The organism is Anaerocolumna sp., assembly GCF_032079385.1.
Lineage (GTDB): Bacteria > Bacillota > Clostridia > Lachnospirales > Lachnospiraceae > Anaerocolumna.
On sequence record NZ_DAMAUC010000033.1, the window covers coordinates 1 to 21,878 of the forward strand.

Below are 21,878 nucleotides of genomic sequence, written 5' to 3' on the forward strand. Positions count from 1 at the left end.
ATTTGGCGTCATCCGACCGAGAAGGCTGTTTATGGCCGACTAGAGACTCAGTGACAAGTATCGCCCTCTGCGATACTTGTCATGCGCTTTGAGGCTCTACAAAGGCCATGCCGCACGAGGGAAAGGTAGCAAAATTTATCCTATAACATCACGTTATCCTTACAAAATATAAATTAAGTCATTATGAAAGGCCCAGTAACACTTTCTGCGTTCTCTATACCCCCAGGCAAAGCGTACTATTGTTCGTAGTCTAAATTTTTATTTGTCTAATTTTAGTTCATGCCTTTTACGCTCATGGTTAATTCGTCCAGTTCAATAATTTTGACCATATCACGGTCTACCTCTATGAGGCCATCTTCCTGCATCTTGATTAATTCTCTTGATAAAGAAGGCCTTGTTACATTCAGATAAGCTGCAAATTGTTCCCGATTCATGCTTAACTGGACATATTTTGTGTTATTACAATTTTCTAATAAATATTTGGCTATCTTTTGTCTTAAGCTTCCGCTTGTTAATAGTTGAACTTTATTATTTAAGAAATATGCTTTTTGTGCTAATATTCCAAGCATGTTTTTAATTATTTTAGAGTGTCCATCACAAGCCTGGCTGCAGGTATGAAAGAAAAAATCTTTTGGTATTTCCAATACCCAGGATTTTGTATTAACAACTACGTAATAACTGTAGTCTGTATTTTCTAAGAAAACATATACTTCTCCAAATATATCCTTTTCTTCTATGTTGGTAACGATATATCTTCTTCCATCCGGTGAATCTTTACATACTGATACGGACCCAGTCATTAAAACATAAAGAGACTTTGGGGGATCCATTTGGCTGAATATGAGTTGATTCTTTTTATATTCAACTACCTTCGCTTGGGAACATACAAGTAAAGTTTCGATTTCGGAAGAAGTCAGTCCCTTAAAAAGTACATTATGTTCTAACGTCTTTAATATGTCTTTCATGATAACTCCTATCTTTTATTCTCTATTGATTCCCAAATCACATAGCCACAATTTTTATTTAGCATAAATGAAAGAAGTTTTGACTTTCCTACATTCAATCCTGGATTAAATTTTTTTGTATTAAAGATTACTTATGTAACAAGCTTTTTAATTTAATCCGTACATTATTTAGGAAACAGTAAATTTCATGGTGGCTTCAGTAAGATCCATAGCCAGCTGTGCTAAATTTTCCGTAGTGTGAGCTACATCATTCATTACGGTTACTGTATGTCCTAATTGTATCTGAATCTCGCTTGTACTGTCAAGAGACTTACTGGTTCTATCATTTACATCAACAATTGCATTATTTACGGATGACACGGAATTTGATATGTTATTAACCAAATCATTGAATTCAACGGTCATCTGATGTAAGGCTTCTGCATCATCATAATATTGTTCTCCGGTATTTAGATATGCATCAAATTGACCTTGTACCTCTTCATCAATAAATCTTAATAGATGCTGCCCATTTTCAGAAAGATTCTTAAATGCATCCTGTACTTTTTCAATTGTGGTCTGAATGGTGGCTACCGTATTTTGAGCTTGTTCGGCTAATCGGCCAACTTCACTGGCAACAACTGCAAATCCACGCCCATGTTCACCGGCTCTTGCAGCCTCTATAGAAGCATTTAATGCAAGTAAATTAGTTTGTTCGGAAATATCGCCAATCGCATCTGCCATTACTTTAATCTCTTCTACCACTTTACCTGCTTCAATTGCGTCAATTATTTTTTGCTGTTGTGACTTATAAATCTCACGGCTGGCTTGAATTGCATCCTGGGCAGTTTTCTGAACTGCAATTGCCCTGTTTTTAGAGCTCTCTGAATTTTTACTTTGCCTATTAGTCTGCTCATTTAAATAATTCATGTTATCTGTAATTTCTTTTACGGCAGACATAATGTCATTTATAGAATCCATATTATTTTGTGAATCGGATACCACTGCAACAGTAGAAACATTAATTGTACCAAAACGTGATGTTATTTCCTCCGTGGTAGCCGTAAGTTCTTCCCCAGCTGCACTTAACTCCTGGGATTTATCAATAATTCCAGCTATAAGTTTGCACATATTCCCTTTCGCAAGATTTAATGCAGTACAAGTTTGACCAAATTCATCTTTTCTATTCACATCAATTTGTTCTGTGAGATTTCCTTTGGCAAGATTTAATGCAAATGTTTTCATCTTATTCAAAGGCTTTTTTATGCTGATAGAGATTACCATACTTACACCTATGCCAATAATAAGGAATAGGATTGTTATACTTATCATAAAGTTCTTCAGATTATCAATACTTTTTAATCCTTCCTGAGATGGGAGACAGACTGCAAAAGACCATGTGGTACCTTCAATAGGACAATAGGAAACAAAGTATTTGACACCCTCATAGGTGTATTCCGAAAAGCCTGCTTTCCCTTCCATCATGGACTTCTGTACTTCCACATATTTTTCATATCCCGGTTCTGCTGCAAAGGTTTCAACGTCCACTCTCTTTTCTTCAACAACCGCAATATCCTTGTCTGCAATTCTTACTCCATTTTCATCAATAATATAGGCATAGCCCCCATTACCTATCTCTATATTTTGTACTATCTCATTTAATTGATTGGCTGTAATAACACCACCGATTGTACCTAAAATAGTATTATTTTCATCTACGATTGGTGTTGTTACAATTAAAATTAATTTATTATCAGATTCACTAAATAAAGGTTCCGTAATATTTGTAACACCCTTCATAGATAACTTAAAATTTTCTTTTTCCGATAAATTAAATGGATCCTTTCCGGTAACTCTGGTTGTTCCATCCGGTGCAGATATCTGAACTCTTTCATAGCCCAATCGTTCTGTCTCGCTTACAACAATCGACTCCTGAAGGGCCCAATTCATACTTGTAATACCTTCGCGTCTTCCAAGTGTCTCCATTTCAGCTTTTCTTTGTGAAAGTACCTGTGAAAATAACTCAGCATTACTTTTTACACTGCTTGTAAGATTGTCCCTAATACTATTTTTCATTTCTGCCGAACTTTTTAAGTAAGATACTAGTGTCAGTGTACTGCAAACAATCAAAAGTAATAAAAAAATCTGTGCCATTAACTTAATACCAATACTTATTCCCTTAGATTCCCTAATTCCCAACGCATTTTTTTTCAATATAGATACCTCCATAGTATATAATTTCTACAAAAACCATAAAAATTCGACTAATTAAATTATACTATATGAATAAATTCAACACAATTCTCAATTGAAAAATTTAGCAGAACTAGAACTAATTTATCATAGCATTTATCAAAAATAGTTGAGAATTAATCCAATTTACTTTAAAAATAAGCACCAGTTTTATGAAATAGTAATATATACTTATGGAATAATAATGGGTGCAACCAAAAAGGACTGAATCCAACACTGTAATATATTACCTTGTTGTAAACAGTTAATATATTACTGTCTATTTCAAAGGCTGCATATCACTGTAACGGATTCAATCCTTATTGATTTAATAAAAATATACCTGTTAATTTAGATTCTCAATCTCTGATAAGAACTATAATACTAAAAGAAATGCTGGTAAATAAGCCTGTATTTATTTCTTTTTCTCATATTTGAAAAATTGATATTCCATATCATAATAAGTTCGCTCATCGGATTCAGCAACCACTGTCCACTCTTCTTTCTCATCCAGATTTGGAAAATAAGTATCTGCCTGATAAGCGTAATCAATTTTTGTAATATGGGCTACGTCACAATAATCTAAAAACTGATTATAAATTTCAGCCCCACCAATAATATAGACATCTTCTGATTTATATTTCTTTATCTCTTCTAAGGCTTCCTCCATGCTATGAACAATAATAGCATCCTCTGCCTGAAATCTTTTGTCTGTAGTTAAGACTATATTGGTTCTATTTTTTAGCGGTCTCCCACTGGGAAAGCTTTGTAACGTATGTTTTCCCATTACCACCACTTTATTGGTCGTTTCATCTCTAAAAAAACGCATATCTTCCGGGATACTGATTAATAATTTATTTTGATAACCAATGGCCCAATTTTTATCAACTGCTACTATAATATTCATTTATATTTCCTAAACTATCACAAATTCTTTGTGAAGCTGCCATAATTGCAGTAAAAGAATCCATATACGGCGGCATCCTTTCTTTCCATATTTTCTTTTACTGATCTTTACTCTTTTTATTAACTTTATTGCCATCATGAAATATCTAACTATATGCAGATTACCTCACCGGACTTTCATATGTCTGGCAATGCAGAATCAAATGATTTGACTTGCATTTAAATCGTGGTAGTAACTGCTATTGACTTAATTATAACCCAACTTTACTAAAACTTTAGCTGTTTGTCTTTATACTGCAACAGGAATATTCTCAACCTTCGGACCTGTTTCGTAGTTTTCTAATCGAAAGTCATCAACAGTAAATTGGTAGAAGTCCTTAATCTCCGGATTCATCCAAAATGTGGGTGCATCATAAGTAGGTCTGGCAATTAACTCTCTAATAATAGGAATATGTCTGTCATAAATATGGGCATCTGCTATTACATGAACCAGTTCCCCTACTTCCATATCACATACTTGCGCCAGCATATGTACCAGTACTGCATATTGGCATACATTCCAGTTATTTGCTGCCAGCACGTCCTGTGAACGTTGATTTAAAACAGCATTTAATTTTAGTTTGCCGCTATTCTTTGATTTCGTTACATTAAAAGTCATACTATATGCACAAGGATACAAATTCATCTCATGAAGATCCTGATGCACATATATATTTGTCATAATTCTACGGCTATATGGATTGTTCTTAAGGTCATAAATAACTCTGTCTACCTGATCCATTTCGCCCTCTTTATACTTATGTTTAATTCCCAGCTGATACCCATAAGCTTTACCAATGGAGCCATTTTCATCTGCCCAGCTATCCCAAATATGGCTGATTAACTCATGTACATTATTGGATTTCTTCTGCCAGATCCATAACATTTCATCAATACAGCTTTTAATCGCAGTTCTGCGTAAAGTAATGGCAGGAAATTCTTTGGATAAATCATATCGATTTACCACTCCAAACTTTTTAATGGTATAGGCAAAAGAACCATCCTCCCATTTTGGGCGAACCTTCTCTCCTTCTGTACTACAACCATTTTCAAGAATGTCATTACACATATCTATAAATATTTTATCCGCTAAACTCATGGGTGTCTCCTTTCCGTGCTCTAAAAATTAATCTGGATTTTTAACTGAATATGTCTTTTCGCCTATGATTCTTGCACACCGCCCTTAATAAAAATAAGCTTGCCTGTGAGCATTTCATCATATACTTTATTCACTGCGTTTTATTATAACATTTGATTTTTTAATGGTCAAACCGATTGCAAAATTAATGACTGGAATAGAAAATTTAATTCCAGTCTTTCATTCTAGTTTTTGAATATATTAGAACAGTCTGCCTTCTTAAGTAAAAAATAAGCTATCCTCCATTGGCAAAGGGGGATAGCTCATAGTCTAAAATTACATACCTGAGTAATCGCAGACCCGGCAAATTCTTTGATTACTTCATATTCACTATATATGAGGACGCTTGATTAATCAAACGTCCTTTTATATAACTAGTTTACTATGATTCTATTCCAACAGGCTGTTCCAATGCAAACTTCTTAATACTTGACACATTAGCATATTTTTTAACTTCTCCATCTTTTACGACAACAAGAGTAGGAGCCTGCATAATATTGTATGTGTTTGATAATTCCGGATTCTCTTCCGCATCAATTACAGTATATGGAATTCCCGTTAAAAATTCCTTTGCCAATTTACAGTTAGGGCAGGTTTTGGTGGTAAATAAATATGCCCCGTCTTCATTAGTAGCACACAGCTCTTCTTGTATGGAATACTTGGCAGCATCTGCAACTAAAATATCTTTTACATTCAAATTAGAATTCCCTGCATCGTATACTTTTCTATTCTTATATTCCTGTGATTTTCCTTCATTCCAGTTTTGAACCGGACGGTAATAACCGGTAATACGGCTGTAAACTTCTGCTTTTGCTCCACATTCCGGACAAGTAAAATGTTCACCAACTAAGTATCCATGATTCTTGCAGATAGAATAAGTAGGAGACAATGTGTAGTAAGGAAGCTTATAGTTATCTGCAATCGTTTTAACCAGTTTAGCTGCAGCCCTCCAATCCGGCAGCTTCTCACCTAAAAATGCATGGAATACAGTTCCTGAGGTATATAAAGTCTGAAGTTCATCCTGAATATCTAAGGCTTCAAATACATCTGCCGTATAATTAACCGGTAAATGAGAACTGTTGGTATAATAAGGCGTATCTCCTTCTTTTCCGGCAGTTTTAATATCAGACCATTTCTTTCTGTCATGTTTTGCCAAACGATAGCTGGTAGATTCCGCAGGAGTTGCTTCCAAATTATACAAATCACCATATTCTTCCTGATAATCAGATAAACGTTCTCTCATATAATTTAATACTTTTGTAGAAAACTCTTGGGTTTCTGAATCAGTCATATCTTTTCCCAACCAATTTGCATTCAGTCCCACTTCGTTCAAACCAACTAATCCGATGGTGGAAAAATGATTTTCAAATGTACCCAGATAACGTCTAGTATAAGGATATAAGCCTTCTTCCAATAGTTTTGTAATAACTTTTCTCTTAACCTTTAAAGAACGAGCGGATACATCCATCATTTTATCCAATCTCTTAAAGAAATCTTTTTCATCCTTTGCAAGGTAAGCGATTCTTGGCATATTAATGGTTACAACACCAACAGAACCGGTACTTTCTCCGGAACCAAAGAAACCGCCGGTTTTCTTACGAAGTTCTCTAAGGTCTAATCTTAATCTGCAGCACATGGAACGCACATCACTTGGCTCCATATCACTATTAATATAATTTGAGAAATATGGAGTACCATATTTTGAAGTCATTTCAAATAATAATTGGTTATTTTCCGTATCGGACCAATCAAAATCCCTTGTAATGGAGTAGGTAGGTATTGGATATTGGAAGCCTCTGCCGTTGGCATCTCCTTCAATCATAATCTCAATAAAAGCTTTATTCACCATGTCCATTTCTTTTTTACAATCTTTATATTTAAAATCCATTTCCTTGCCGCCAACGATACAATTAAGTTCTGCCAAATCATTTGGTACCGTCCAGTCTAAGGTAATATTAGAGAAAGGAGCCTGAGTACCCCAACGGCTAGGAGTATTTACACCATAAATAAAGGATTGAATACACTGTTTTACTTCACGGTAAGTTAAATTATCAACCTTTACAAAAGGAGCTAAGTAGGTATCAAAAGAAGAAAACGCCTGCGCACCTGCCCATTCATTTTGCATAATTCCTAAAAAGTTAACCATCTGATTACATAGTGTAGATAAATGGCTTGCAGGTGATGATGTAATCTTACCTGGTATTCCACCAAGACCTTCCTGAATCAACTGTTTCAATGACCATCCTGCACAGTAACCGGTAAGCATGGACAAATCATGAATATGAATATCTGCATTTCTATGTGCATTTGCAATTTCTTCATCATATATTTCAGACAACCAGTAATTTGCTGTAATGGAACCTGAATTATGTAGTATTAATCCCCCCACAGAATAGGTTACGGTAGAGTTTTCTTTTACTCTCCAGTCTTCTTCTTTTACATAGCTGTCAACAATTTCTTTATAATCAAGGATGGTAGATTTCATGTTACGGATTTTTTCTCTGTTCTTACGGTATAAGATATACGCTTTTGCCACATCAGTATAGCCTGTCTGCTCCAATACGTGCTCAACGCTATCTTGTACATCTTCCACATGTATTTTATTATCTTCTACTTTATTTTGAAAATCGGCTGTAACTCTTAAAGCAAGTAGATTAATTATGTCATCGGTATAAAACTTGTCAGTAGCCTCAAATGCTTTTGAAATTGCCTCTGCTATTTTAGTCAGATTAAACCCAGCAATTTCCCCATCTCTTTTTACTACATTAATCATTTTAAATCTCCTTCCTAATTCCATTATTCACCAAAGCCATCTATAGCCTTTGATTAATATACTATCAAAAATATAGTAGTTCGTCAATACTATTAAATACAATATGTGCTTATTATTTTTCTCTCACCACTATATATTGTGGTTAATTTTAGTGCATAATTCCTATTTACATTTAAAATATCAGATTATTCAGACGAATTCCATTTATCTTTATTACACATAAGGCTATTTCATAAAATATTAGAATAACATGAACTATTCATTTAATTTATAAGAAATATTGGTTAATTATATTTTACGTATTAACACACGACCTTCAATTGTCGTAAATAAGTTTATTAGCGGAAAATTTAACATTTTGAGAAAGAGGCTATTGTAAAATGGAATAAAGATACCAGATATAGAAGATTGGGTTAATATCATAATCTATATCTGGTATACATTCATTTTGCAACAGCCTCTTCTAACCTCTAATCTGGCTCTTTAGCATCCTATAATGTTCTAAAATCGATTTCTCTGGGAATTGGATGCAATTTTTCTACTTCGTCCATCGTCAAATTTAATTGATTTCCACCTATTTCTTCTAACTTTTTATAATACTCCAGCCATATCTCTGATAATTTCGTTTCATTTTCCCGAATATAAGCATACTCTCTTTTAAATGCCTTTGGTATAAAGTCAAGTTTATCCAGGATTAAAGCAGCTTTGACAGCACATAGGAAGATACGCTCTTCGTCTTGGAGATGCTTTGGCAGGTCTTGATAACATTCCCAAAGTTCTTCTGCTTTGTTTTCAGATAATAAGAATTGGAGGTATTCTGTTATTATGGAAGGATTATTATGATTTGACATTTGATGGAGGGCTAATTGATATGACTCCATTACACCCTTCACATTTTCGCGATATTTTTCCAGAAGTGCCAAATTCCTATATGCCAGAGCATTGGGTGATTTTTTAATTGATTTTTCAGCCATGCTCCTTGCTATATCGTGCTCTCCCTTTTCCATATGAATGATACTAAGATGCAAGTAAGTCAGCCAATTCTGTCCCTTTGACATAGTAAGACTCTTATGGAGTAACTCCTCCCAAGGCTTTTGTATCATGTAAGAAGAAGGAATTTCGAATGCATCCATATCAGGCAGATATCCCTGCTCTAATAAATGCAGCCATTCTCTTTGCTCCCTTGTTATACTGGTGTGGGGAAAGTAAATTCCCATCGGTATCGGTTTTTCCGATTGTATCTTACGCCTATGTGCCTCCAATGCACCATATCCACTGCCATAATTAATAATATTTTCCGGTTTCTTATCCGCATATTTGCCTAATTCTTTCAATAAGCCCGTAACATATTCCTCTGAAATAAAGGCATCAACATCCATTTTTAATCGATTCTTTGCCATGGTCCAATCATTATCATAATAAGGTGTTGTTTCTTTATTTATGCCGCCAAAGCACTGGACAAATTCTAAGCTGGAGTCCCCTTCTAAAATCATTCCGTGTAACTGGGTAGGAGCAAATCCTCCCTGTATCTCCACATAATCCCCTTCCCCTTCTTCGGATAAATAATCTTTCCAGCGTTGTCCCCCGTGATGGGTTCCCCAGCAAAACATTTTGCGATAGCGTAATAAACTGGAAGAACGTTCAAAAAACAACCAGTGATCCGGATAGACGGCAGCTTCCCACGGTGCTTTCTCTTCTTTCGCTGTTTGAAAAAAATACTCATTGGAGAACTCAAAATTCGCAGGGTATGAGGCATCTTTATCGGGCATACTAGGCAAATACGGCATTATCCCCTTTCCAAATCCTCGGTGGTTATATGCATCCAGATAGATTACCTCCTCTGCACCAGAAAATATTCTTACCGTTTTCTCTTCTTTCACCGCAATATTACTCCAATAATACATAGAAGTGTCTTCTTCTTGATCATTGATAATTCTTGCATACATATTCAATGTTTTACTTCCTTTTGGTAAATGAAAATCCAAATGCCAAAAATAATTATGACATCGCTCATACTCATACATTCTTAAAAAGTCTTCTCCCTTATCATCTTTTAGAACCGCACAAAACAAGGGGGAACAAGTAGTAAAGCTATGACCGCATTGCCCTACATTCCATTCAATACCACCGGAGATCCATGCATTCAATATTGCCAAATTTCCTGGTTGAATGACCGGATTTTTAAATAATAATTCTCTTTCCATTTGCTTATGGTACAGAGAATACAGCCTTCCTCCATACTCCGATAAAAACGTTGCTTTTAATATTTCATTTTCCAGAATAATGACTTTTTGTATGGTTTCACTGCGTTTTCTGCTATATTGGTCCTGCACTTTATATGGCAGAAACCTTGGTGCTGTTTCATACCCAAATAATTGATCTGCATCTCCATGTAAACGGAATCTCTTTCTATCTTCATCTGAAATACTATTGCGTTCCAAACTCTTGTAAAAAGGTAACGGATTTGCTTCCGATAATTCAGAGCCTTTAATTGACATAACGGTATACGTAATACTCATATTCTCCTCCATATCTGCCATACAATGTTATTCTACATCCATAATTAACCCTTTACTGCTCCCCCCGTAATGCCTGACATTATCTTTTCCGATAAGAAAATGTAAATCAGGAAGGTCGGAACAAATACAATTACCACAGCCGCAAACAAACCGGACCAATCCCCGGAATATCTCATTCCATCTACGATTGCTTGCAGACCTAGGGATAATGTTCTCCGATTATCTGTATTTGCAAAAATTAATGCCCACATATATTCATTCCAAAGACTTATAAAATTAAATATAGTTACGGTAATGATGCCTGGCTGCGCAAGAGGAAATACCACTTTCCAGAACGCCTTTATATGAGAGCATCCATCGATTAATCCCGCTTCTTGAATACTCTTTGGCAAGGATGAAAAAAAGCCAAAAAGGTAAAATACCGTAAAAGGTGCACTAGTGCAAATATAAATCAGTACCAGTGCCATAGGTGTCTTATTCAAACCCAATTTGCTGATTATCATAAACAATGGAATCATCAGCATGATTCCCGGAATTCCCATGGTAGATACATAGGCACTGCGAACAATATATTTGCCGGGAAACGAATAATTCGCCAAGACATAGGATGCGGGTGCTACCAGCACAATAACACCTGCACAGGCAATCGTCGTATAAATTACGCTGTTTATAAAATATTTAAACACATTATAGGTTTCAAAAACCCGAATATAATTACTAAAATGCAGTCCTGAACGAAGTACACTATCTGAGAAAATCTCTTTCGTCGTACTTAAGGATGCGCCAAAAACCCAACCGATTGCTACAAAGATAAACACAACCCAAAGGATTATAACGGTTCTTCCAACCAAATTGATAAGGTTTATATTTTTTAATTTTGATATGCTTAATTTTTCTTTCATCATCCGCCTCCATCTAGTATTCGTATTTTTCTTTACCAAAGATTAGATAAACAAAGATGTACACAAATAGTATGGAAAGTGTTAAAATTACACCAATTGCAGTAGCCGTACCAACCTGTAAAGAACCGGCTCCCGTTGCATGACTGGTTCCAAAAGCAAGAGTGAACATATAACTTGCAGGTACAAGGGTACTTTTATTCAATACATTGGCACTAAATACTCTAGACCAAAGGAAGAAATTAATGGACCCGCCTGCCCAAAAGATTATTGCGGTTTTCGTAGTCTCTTTTAAGAGAGGAAGCGTAATTTTAAAGAAGATTTTAAATTTCTTTGCACCCTCTAGAGCTGCACATTCATAATAGTCGTTGGGTATCTGTTCCATAGCAGCCATAAAGATAATCATATAATAGCCTACAGATCCAAAACAAAAGGCAATGAGCATTGCCCAAAAAGAATAACTTTGAGAAGTCCATGGAATGGCAGCAAGTTTTTCTAGTCCTAAGAAAGTGAATATCTTTCGAAATAATCCGAAATTATTGCTAAATATGTATTGTGTCCACATTACTGCCAATGCTATTGGAGTTATAATGTTGGGCAAGTAGATTACAGCTTTATAAAAACTCTTTCCTCTGAATTTACCCTGCATGACCGTAGCAAAAAATAATGCAATGGTAAAGACTGCAATGCCTCCTATTACCAATATCAGCAATACATTCTTATAGGATGTCACGAACAAATTGTTTTCAAAGAGAGATGTATAGTTATTAACCCCCACAAACTTCCATGTGTTGGAAGGGCTGGATAATGTACTGGTTTCAAAAAATGACATATAGACGGTACGAAAGGTTGGGTATAAATAAAACACAAGATAAACCACCACGATAGGAAGTATAAATGCACAAATCATTCTGCGTTCGCCTTTTTTCACACGAGTTTCCTCCCTTTTCTTACTTGAAAAAGAGGGATTTTATCCTATCCCTCTTCTCCTTTTCACATAAAATAGATTCCTTAGTTCAATTCTTTCTGAATATTAGATAAACAATCCGCTGCACTTTGGTTTCCACCAATTACTTTAGTAACCTCGGTTAAAATTACGGAAAGACCAAAATCTGTTTCAATTCCTGCTGCCCATTGAATATTTCCAGTAAGATTTGCTACAATTTCTTTTTGCTCCGAAACCTCTTCCGGCCACTGGATATCGTTGGTGCAAGGAACCAATCCATTCTCTAAAAACTCCTGTTGGGTTTCGTTTGATATAAAATATCTTAATAATTCATAAACTGCTTCTTTGTTCTTTGTATTTGCACTTACCATAAAGGATTGTCCACCTATGGTATTCTCTGTAATCGGAACATTACTTCCACTTACTGTCGGATATGCAAATTGACCCCATTGAAAATCATCTTCTGCAATATTGGCTACTTCTGCTGGAAACCAAGAGCCATTGATTGTCATAGATGCGTTGCCAAGTGCAAATTCAGCCTGACCTGCCGGATAAATATTGGTATCAATATACTTTGAAAAATAGCCTTTGGCTGCAAAGCTTTCCATATCTTTTAGCATTTGAAGAACCAATGGATCATTCCATAGTTCCTTCGCATTCGCATTTTTATTGTCTGCTAATGCTATGGTTTTTTCTGAACCTACTGCTCTTTGTAAATAATGAGCAAAAATTAAGTCTAAGTATGCATCATCAATGGTAATAGGGGTATAGCCCGCCGCAACCAGTTTCTCACAAGCCGAATCCAGTTCCTCCCATGTGGTAGGGACCTTATCAATTCCTGCTTTGGCAAAATGTTCTTTGTTATAGAACCAACTTACCACATAAGGAGAATAAGGTACGGTATGATACCCGGACAAACCAACTGCTTTTCCTAATTCTTCATCAAAGTTTACAAGTCCCTCCAATAACGAATCTTTCACTGTGGTTGTTCCCTGTGCAGAATTTGACACAAAGAAGTCGTCCAAATTTAATAATTTGCTGGGATCAGCACTATATAAATTATTAGGATCCGTATCAAAAATATCGATTTGTGTTCCAACTTCCAATGCAGGCAGGATTAATTCCTTAATTCCTCTTCCGGACCACTCCACTTTTACTTTACAATCCGGATTCGCATCTTCAAATCGTGCGATTGCGTTCTTTAAAATATATGCCTGGGGTTCTGTCTCTTGCCACATAGACCAGTAAACGATTGTGTCACTAAGATTACTTCCTCCCTTAGTTTCACTCTCTTCTTTTTTATCCGTATCACTAGTGGATACCGTCTGTTCATCCTCTGATGGTGCTTTTGAAGCGCATCCCATTACACTGATTGCCACCATGGTTACTGCTAACACTAAACCTAACATTCTTTTTTTCATTTAAATTCCCTCCTCCTATAATTTTGCATCAACATGTTACATTTCTTATGCTCTTTCATTATAATAAATACTCTAAGTAAGGGGTATGGGGGAACATTATATAAATATGCCCTCCATTATTGGAAACCTATTTTTTCTGAATTACAACTAAATACAGAACATATTCTTATAATTTGTGTTGCATAACTGCTCTTTGTACAAAAAAAGAACACTCCACATTTGAATTTCTTTCTCATGGAATGTTCTGTTTTTCCTATTCAATTCCTTCCAGTTCAGCTAATTTCGTTACCTCATGGATGGCTTGGCGCAATGGTGTCTCACTTCGGTATTTTTCTAATACTTTATCCCACCCTTCCTCTGCCGGTTCCTTTCCAACGACTACTCGAATCATATCATCTTTAATCTCCTGATAGGTTGGTAATAATAATTTGGATGGGGTACTAGTGAAAATAATATCATTGTTATAATGGACGCTCTCCGTATTCTCTTGATACCAATTCATTAATTCTATTGCATAATCTATGTTCGCTTCCCCATATATTTCAATGGAGGCTTTGGTTTTATTATAAATTTCTTCTTGATTCCAACTTACTAATGTGGAAAGTGCTTCAATGGAAGGATTATTTTCTCTCCATTTCGAATCATTCTGTTGATAAAATAATTGTTTCGCTTCCTCCGATAATAGAAAATCAAATAATTCTAATATTTTATTCATTTTCTCATCTTCAATTTGAGCATTCAGATAGAGTTCAGACCAATGAAGGCTGGATGTAAAACAATAAGCGTTGCCGTCTTCTGCCGGCCATGGTTTTAAAACAACGATTTTATCCAGATAATCTTTTTTGTTATCAATGGTTTTCCAGTGTTTTAAGAGATTAAAATACTGACATGATATTGCTCCCGCTTTCCCATCTGTAAATAAGGAAAATGCTTCTTTTATAGTTCGGTAGGCAAATTCATTGTCTAACAGCCCAAGATCATATAACTCCTTTGTGTAAGATAGTGCCTTCCCTGTTCTTTTAGAGGCATAGACGGGTATCCACTTCCCCTCTTCCTTCATCCATCCTCGTTCCACATTGGATAGTTCCGGAAATATACTAAGATAAATGGCTTCCAGAGTGTTCATGTTTTCAGTAGCCAGACCGATAGTATTATACTCTCCATCACCGTCAAAATCACTTTCCGTAAATGCTTTTAAGACAGCTTTTAATTCCTCATAGGATTGAGGTAATTCCATATTAAGCTGACTGAGCCAATCCTTTCTCATTACTATGCAACGATCCAATGCCCACAATTTCTCATCTGGATAGGTTAATCTGGGGATTAAATATAGTTCACCTGATTTCTCTTGAAAATTTTGTATGTACTCTCCATTCATATATGCTTCAAAATTAGGATACGCGCTTAAATCCGATGGGACAGGCTGAATTTTACCTTGAGAGACCCATGCAGAATAGGTGGCGGAGCCAACAATATCATGAACAATAATATCCGGCAGGCTATTGGAAGCGGCCATCTTCTGATATTCCTGTGTCCAGTTGGTATAGTTCACATTCACTGGCTCCAGTTTTATATGTAACTTATCTTCAATATAAGATAAGACCTCATCTCCCGTTAGGTAGTCGCCAATATCCCACATCCCAATCCGAATGGTTATCCTATCTTCCTCTTTCTCGAGTATACCATCCTCTTTCCGATTCGGTTTGTCAGTATTGGGTTTCTGCTGAATTAAACAAATGATAATTACAAGGCAAATGACTCCAGTAAGAATAAATCCTAAACCAAAAATATTTTTTCCTCTCTTGCTCATATCAGCTTCCTCCACCCTTTTTCTGATTTCGCTTTATAAACTCAGTTCCGTTATTTTCATTTAAATCAATTGGTGTATCTATCTTATTATATAACAAAAAAGCCGTAATACAATATGGTACTGTATTTAGTGAATCATGTCTTCTCTTTAGTTTTTTTCCGTTGAAATTCTCCAGCATGACCTACCTTTATATAATACTGCAATAACTTAAAATCCCTTGATTTGTTAACCTTCCCTACTATATAATAAAACTAATAAAATTGATGAAATGAGGAGTAAACTATGTTTCAAATATCAGATTCCCTTATGCCTTATAAAGAAGGTATTGAGGAACTTATTAAACAATATGCCACCAAGACCCTCCCCTGCACCATCAAGGTAGAAGCAGAATGCTCTTCCTCTTCTCTCATCGAAGTTGATTTTAATGGGTCCGTTGCTGTAATCAAAAGCAAAGAGAAGGTACACTTTTTTCTTGGGTTTATGCTTCTTTTGCAAAGACTTCATCAAACCGAGAAATTAACACCCTTTCATATTGAAAAGAATGCCTACTTCCATTCCTTTGGTGTAATGTTAGATTGTTCCCGAAATGCTGTTCTTACGGTGGATTCAATAAAAAAATACATTCGTTTCCTTGCTTCTATCGGAATGAATGTATTAATGTTATATACGGAAGATACTTATGAAGTAGAGAATTATCCTTACTTCGGTGCATATCGCGGAAAATATACCAAATCCGAATTAATGGAATGCGATAACTATGCCAATCTATTTGGCATTGAAATTATTCCATGTATTCAAACACTGGCTCATCTTCGCTGTGCTCTGCGTTGGAAAGCGATGTCAGCATTAACCGATACTGAGGATATTCTATATGTGGAATCACCTCATGTAATCGAATTTCTTCAACAGATCCTTCGTTCTGCTTCTGAGCCATTCCGCAGCAAGCGAATACATCTTGGTATGGATGAAGCACATTATCTTGGCCTTGGTAAATACTTGCATGATAATGGATTTACAAATCGGGAGGATTTGATGATGACACATCTAAACCGTGTCCAATCCATTTGTGAGGAACTGCAGTTAGAAAGTATTATTTGGAGTGATATGTTCTTTCGTATTAATTCCCCCACGGGTGATTATTATGATATGCCAGACAATCTGGACTTGAGCCATATAAAACTTCCCTCTGATTGTTTGCACCTTACCTATTGGGATTACTATCATCATGACACCGCATTTTATGAAAAGTTCCTTCGATTGCACCAGCAAATGGATCCAGGTTGCTGGTTTGCTGGCGGTGGTTGGATTTGGAATGGCCTTGTACCTAATTTTACGAAAGCCTTTCATACAACCGAGTGCGGACTAAACGCCTGTAAGCAAATTAACATTCAAAATGCCATTTGTACTATGTGGCAGGATGCTGGTGCAGAGACTCCCCATGAGGCTGGTTTGCCCTCCGTACTATACTTTGCAGAACATGGTTTTTCAAATTCCCCTTCCCTGGTGGAAATGAAAGAGAGATTATTCTTTCTGACCGGTATCCCTTATAATGCCTATATGTTTATCGACGCATTGGACACACATCCTGATTTACCGAAAGATACACTGGATGTACCAAACCCATCCAAATATTGCCTTTATCAAGATCCTCTTATTGCCTTATTTGATGAGCAAATTAAAGACTATCAGTTAGGTAACTATTATCATATGCTTTCGGACAAGTTAGGCTCCTTCCTGCAATATGGCCAACCCCTTCTTCATTATTATCATACCCTGTCTAAGGTATTGTCCATAAAGGCTGACCTTGGTAATCGGATATATGAAGCTTATCATTCCAATGACAAGAATACATTGGAGCTAATTATCCTTAAGGATATTCCAACCTGTATCTCATATGTAAGGATATTAAAGGACGCTAGGGAAGAATTATGGTTTTCGGAAAATAAACCCTTTGGTTATGAAGTGATTGACATTCGATTCGGAGGAATTATGACACGATTGACTTCAGTCCAGAAACGAATTCAAATGTATTTGGATTCACAGATTAATTCATTAGCAGAATTGGAGGAAACTCGCTTAACCTATACCGGTTCTTCAAAAAAAGAATTGCCTTTTTGTAATTTATGGGAGAGAATTATAACAGCAGGCAATGCTGCCGGTATTTAACGAACAATGGTCTGAAAAATAAGGGAGTATACATTATGAGAAAATTCCAACAACTTAGGCTCTTTACTCAAATCATCATATTAACATTAATCACGGTTATTGTATTTTCCTCTTATCTCCTGTATTATACTCATTCTGCCGAGAAGTTCTATGAAAACAAGAGCAAGGATTACACCAACGAAATTATTTATCAACTGGAAGAGACAATAATATCCAACCATTCTTTTTTATCAAAAATAATACAATTCGTCTCTTACCACGCAGATGTACAGAATTTTTTATTGGAATCCTCCTATGAGATGAAATACCAGTATTATAGGCAAATGATCACAAATCTCACCAGTGTAATGACATTAAATCCCCATATTCTTGATGTTATTATACGAGATAACCTTGGAAACCAATATTCGCTTATTGATACCAATTATGAGCTTCCCCAAAATTATATTGGAGTAAATTCCATTGAACTTAGTCCAATCCAATATAACCAACAACTAAAAAGCGCATATTTCGTTATGCATTATCCAATTAATTCGATTAGTACTTATATTAAAGTGAATCAAAAAATTGGAGACGTTTATTTGGTTTTAAATGATACAGCCTTTCTGGATCAAAGTGCCAAGCATTACAACAAAACCAACTCTGTCTTTTATATTATGGATCATACCAAGCATATATTTTGGACCAATGGCGACAGTTCCCTTCCTCTTCTATCGGATCTTTCCGATGAAGATTATCAAATAACCGAAGTGGAGCGTTGTGGTTTAAGTATTATTTCCTTTCGAAAGCAAGAAGACACCATATATGGACTTTTAAGTGTACAGAACTTTCATCGTATGATTTTATTTTTAATTACCTTAATGATATTAATTTTATGGATACTATTAATTATTAATATCATATCTCCCCTACATAAATTGGTTCACTTTATTTCGTCGTTAAAAGAGGGAGATTTGGAAGATTTAAAAAAACATGTACATTTGGATGGCTATAAAGAAATTATGATAGTATCAAAAGAGACAAATGAAATGTTGGAGAAAATTGATGCATTGACAAATTCTTTAATTACTACTAACAACCATCTGTTTAAAATAGAACTTGAAAAAAAACAGGCTGAATTACTTCATCTTCGCAGCCAGATAAACCCTCATTTTTTATACAATACCTTAGAATGTATTAAAGGAATTGCAGCAGAACATAAACAGCCTGAAATAGTATCAGCAACAAAATCTCTTGCAACAATATTTAAATACAGCATTAAGGGTGCTGACAATGTAACCTTCCGGGATGAGATTAAAATTGTTAGTAACTATATCAGTATACAGAAAATGCGTTTTGAAGACCGTTTTTACGTAGAATATGAAATTAATCCAAATTGCTATGATATTACTATTCCAAAGATGATTCTCCAGCCTTTGATTGAAAATGCAATTGTTCACGGAATAGAAGGAACCTTGGAGCCCTCCCGTCTTCGCATTAGGGCCTATATTGAAAATAACCATATTATCATAGAGATAAATAACACTGGTTTTCCAATTGCTCCAGAGGAGTTACGAAAAATACAAAATGAATTAGCATCTACCTCCTCTATGTTATTTCAAAATGGATCACATGGAATTGGTATTTATAATGTGAATGAAAGAATTCGATTGTTGTTTGGAGAAGGCTATGGCCTCTCTGCCACGAGTTCGGAAGCGGAAGGAACTACTTTTACTCTAACACTTCCAAACCAAACACAGGAAGAGAATTAGGTTAGAACACAAATTATTTCAACTGGCAATTTATATTGGAACACAAAATTACTGCCATTATTAAATGGTGCGAAAGCACTGGAATCGAGGTTAATATGGGCTATCATGTCGTATTGGTTGATGATGAAAAAATGGTTTTGAACAGTTTAGCTTTGGCCTTTGATTGGAGTTCCACTAATTTTGAAGTAATCGCAACCTTTCAAAGCAGCAAAGAGGCTCTAGAACAAATATTATTATTAAAACCGGATGTTGTATTTACGGATATCCGAATGCCTGAAATGGATGGTCTCCAATTAATGGAAGCAATTTTAGAGAAACAGCCCCAGATAAAGTTTGTAATCATAAGCGGTTATGAGGAATTCTCCTATGCCAAGCAAGCGTTGTCTTTAGGAGCTATAAACTATTGCCTGAAACCATTAGAAGATGATGAAATTCATGCCATGCTAAATCAAATTGAAGAGATATTATCCGAAGAAGAGTTTTATTTTAATACGCTATTTCATTCCATGATTTATAATCCCTCTTCAATCAATATCTCTCGTTTTATTACTTATTTAAAGAAAGTAAAAAACTGTGCCGAACAGATTACTCTGGCTGCAAGTATCTGCGATATTAGTCATGAACTTGAAGGATATGTTCATTATTATAAAATACAGTGTGAACTGGATACTTATATCTATATAATCGAAGATAATACATTCTTAAATAGCATTGGCTTTCGACAACGGATTAAGCAAAAGTTTTTACGAGATCAGATTAAAAACTTCTGTTATCTTCCAACTACTATTACAAAAGATTTTTATCAGGATCTGGAGAGACTTTTTAACAGCCTTTATTCCTATTATCACCATCCAATTGATATTACAAAAGGCGATTTTGCTGTTACTGAAGAAACATCCAAAACAGATTATATTGATTTGCTTAGTGGTGAGGCCAGTAAAAATAATTCTCGTAATGTGGTCTCATTACTTAAGAACTATGCCACTCTCTATCCTGTAAACGATAGAAACATACATGATGTGATAAAGATTTATAATATAACCATGTCCTTATTATATCGTCTGGATGGTAATTATTTTGAGGATTACATACGCACCCCCATTGAATTGCTCCGTGATTTTCCAGATATTGATTCAATGTTTTCATATTTGATTGTATTTCTAAACAATAATAATTATGTAAATAATAATATAAATTTTGATTTAATTAAAAATGACACCTTTAAAAAAGTGATTGATTATATCCACCAAAATTTTACTAATCAATTATCTTTTCAAGCAATTTGTCAAACTTACATCATAAATCCTAGCTATCTTAGTCAGGTCTTTAAGCGTGAATTGGGCACTACCTTTACCAATTATATAAAAGACTTAAGAATTAATTATGCGAAAGATCTATTGGCGAAAACCAATGAACCAATCTCTGTTATATGTGAAAAAGTTGGTTATACACAGTATTTTTATTTTTCCAAGTTATTTAAAAAGGAAGCTGGAATGACACCAACCCAATATAGGGAACAAGAGCAAAGGCTGCTAAAAAATATATTAACTTAACTATTAACAGATGTTTATTATAGTCTACTTTAGCATACAGGGAGGTTAATCATGTATCAACTATGCATCACTGATGATAAGCGTTATTATATTTTATCGCGTATTACCTATGATAATATAATCGATACCAAAAACATAGATGAAAAGAAGCGTGTTACTGAATTTCTGCATAACTATGGTCTTGTGGATACCTCCTTATATGTAGCGGTATCCGTTGGGGATAACACTATGCCTGCCGAAGTTCTGGAAGAATTAACGAAGCTGATTCCAAATAATCTATTTACAGCCAGAATCCCAACTTGTATTCCAAATATTCATTATTGGAACATAATAGAATATATCAATGAAAACTATAACAAAGATATATCATTAAAAACCATTGCTTCTTACAGCCATTTAAATCCTGGTTATATAAGTCAGTTGTTTAAAAAGGAATCCGGAATTAATTTTAATAAATATCTGACTGATTTACGAATAAATAAGGCCAAAGAATTATTACAGGAAAGAAACTTAACAATTGAAGAAATAGCCACAAAGATAGGATACCATGACTATTTTTACTTTTTGAAAATATTTAAAAAGAATGTAAATAAAACACCTAGCGAGTACCGGCAAGAGCTATTTAAAAAATCTCTATTATATTCTTCTCCCTAGTTCCTCCTTTATGGATACATGGATACTTATCTATTATTACTTCCAGTAAATCTATCTTAATAAACGCTAATATAAAAACATCTTGCTACACACATAGGAGCAGCAAGATGTTTTTATTATAATAGAA

Annotated in this window: 14 protein-coding genes; 4 read left to right on the forward strand and 10 right to left on the reverse strand. The window is 35.1% G+C overall.

The window, feature by feature from the left end:
- Positions 1-272 precede the first annotated feature (272 nt).
- The 10 genes from RT261_RS18780 to RT261_RS18825 all read right to left on the reverse strand — a co-directional run bounded on the left by RT261_RS18780 (position 273) and on the right by RT261_RS18825 (position 15,627).
- Entirely contained in the window at positions 273-965 is a 693-nt protein-coding gene (locus RT261_RS18780) for a Crp/Fnr family transcriptional regulator (RefSeq protein ID WP_313134655.1), read from the reverse strand.
- A 168-nt stretch (positions 966-1,133) separates the two neighbouring features.
- Entirely contained in the window at positions 1,134-3,158 is a 2,025-nt protein-coding gene (locus RT261_RS18785) for a methyl-accepting chemotaxis protein (protein ID WP_313134656.1), read from the reverse strand.
- Between the two features lie 433 nt (positions 3,159-3,591).
- Positions 3,592-4,083, reverse strand: coding sequence for a dihydrofolate reductase (locus RT261_RS18790; protein ID WP_313134658.1), 492 nt, complete (start codon positions 4,081-4,083; stop codon positions 3,592-3,594).
- Positions 4,084-4,371: 288 nt separating this feature from the next.
- Positions 4,372-5,220, reverse strand: a complete 849-nt coding sequence (gene thyA, locus RT261_RS18795; protein ID WP_313134659.1) for a thymidylate synthase — start codon at positions 5,218-5,220, stop codon at positions 4,372-4,374.
- Between the two features lie 421 nt (positions 5,221-5,641).
- Positions 5,642-8,032, reverse strand: coding sequence for a ribonucleoside triphosphate reductase (locus RT261_RS18800; RefSeq protein ID WP_313134660.1), 2,391 nt, complete (start codon positions 8,030-8,032; stop codon positions 5,642-5,644).
- A gap of 491 nt (positions 8,033-8,523) precedes the next feature.
- Positions 8,524-10,551: a DUF5107 domain-containing protein gene (locus RT261_RS18805; protein ID WP_313134661.1), complete on the reverse strand. Its 2,028-nt coding sequence runs from the start codon at positions 10,549-10,551 to the stop codon at positions 8,524-8,526.
- A 44-nt stretch (positions 10,552-10,595) separates the two neighbouring features.
- The gene (locus RT261_RS18810) at positions 10,596-11,453 is read right to left on the reverse strand and encodes a carbohydrate ABC transporter permease (protein WP_313134662.1); all 858 of its coding nucleotides are present in this window, start codon (positions 11,451-11,453) and stop codon (positions 10,596-10,598) included.
- A 13-nt stretch (positions 11,454-11,466) separates the two neighbouring features.
- A complete protein-coding gene (locus RT261_RS18815) occupies positions 11,467-12,381 on the reverse strand; it encodes a carbohydrate ABC transporter permease (protein ID WP_313134663.1) in 915 nt (304 codons plus the stop codon).
- Positions 12,382-12,461: 80 nt separating this feature from the next.
- Positions 12,462-13,817, reverse strand: a complete 1,356-nt coding sequence (locus tag RT261_RS18820; RefSeq protein WP_313134664.1) for an ABC transporter substrate-binding protein — start codon at positions 13,815-13,817, stop codon at positions 12,462-12,464.
- A gap of 253 nt (positions 13,818-14,070) precedes the next feature.
- On the reverse strand, positions 14,071-15,627 hold the full coding sequence (locus RT261_RS18825) for an extracellular solute-binding protein (protein ID WP_313134665.1): 1,557 nt from the start codon (positions 15,625-15,627) through the stop codon (positions 14,071-14,073).
- A gap of 282 nt (positions 15,628-15,909) precedes the next feature.
- Here RT261_RS18825 and RT261_RS18830 point away from each other — a divergent pair, with 282 nt between their 5' ends.
- From RT261_RS18830 to RT261_RS18845, 4 genes are all read left to right on the forward strand, one after another.
- Complete coding sequence (locus RT261_RS18830; protein ID WP_313134666.1) at positions 15,910-17,793, forward strand: beta-N-acetylhexosaminidase; 1,884 nt, start codon at positions 15,910-15,912, stop codon at positions 17,791-17,793.
- Positions 17,794-17,828: 35 nt separating this feature from the next.
- Positions 17,829-19,544 (forward strand): sensor histidine kinase, encoded by a 1,716-nt coding sequence (locus RT261_RS18835; protein WP_313134668.1) that lies wholly within the window; start codon positions 17,829-17,831, stop codon positions 19,542-19,544.
- A gap of 95 nt (positions 19,545-19,639) precedes the next feature.
- Positions 19,640-21,097: a response regulator transcription factor gene (locus RT261_RS18840; RefSeq protein ID WP_313134670.1), complete on the forward strand. Its 1,458-nt coding sequence runs from the start codon at positions 19,640-19,642 to the stop codon at positions 21,095-21,097.
- Positions 21,098-21,148: 51 nt separating this feature from the next.
- Complete coding sequence (locus tag RT261_RS18845; RefSeq protein WP_313134672.1) at positions 21,149-21,751, forward strand: helix-turn-helix transcriptional regulator; 603 nt, start codon at positions 21,149-21,151, stop codon at positions 21,749-21,751.
- The last annotated feature ends 127 nt before the right edge of the window (positions 21,752-21,878 follow it).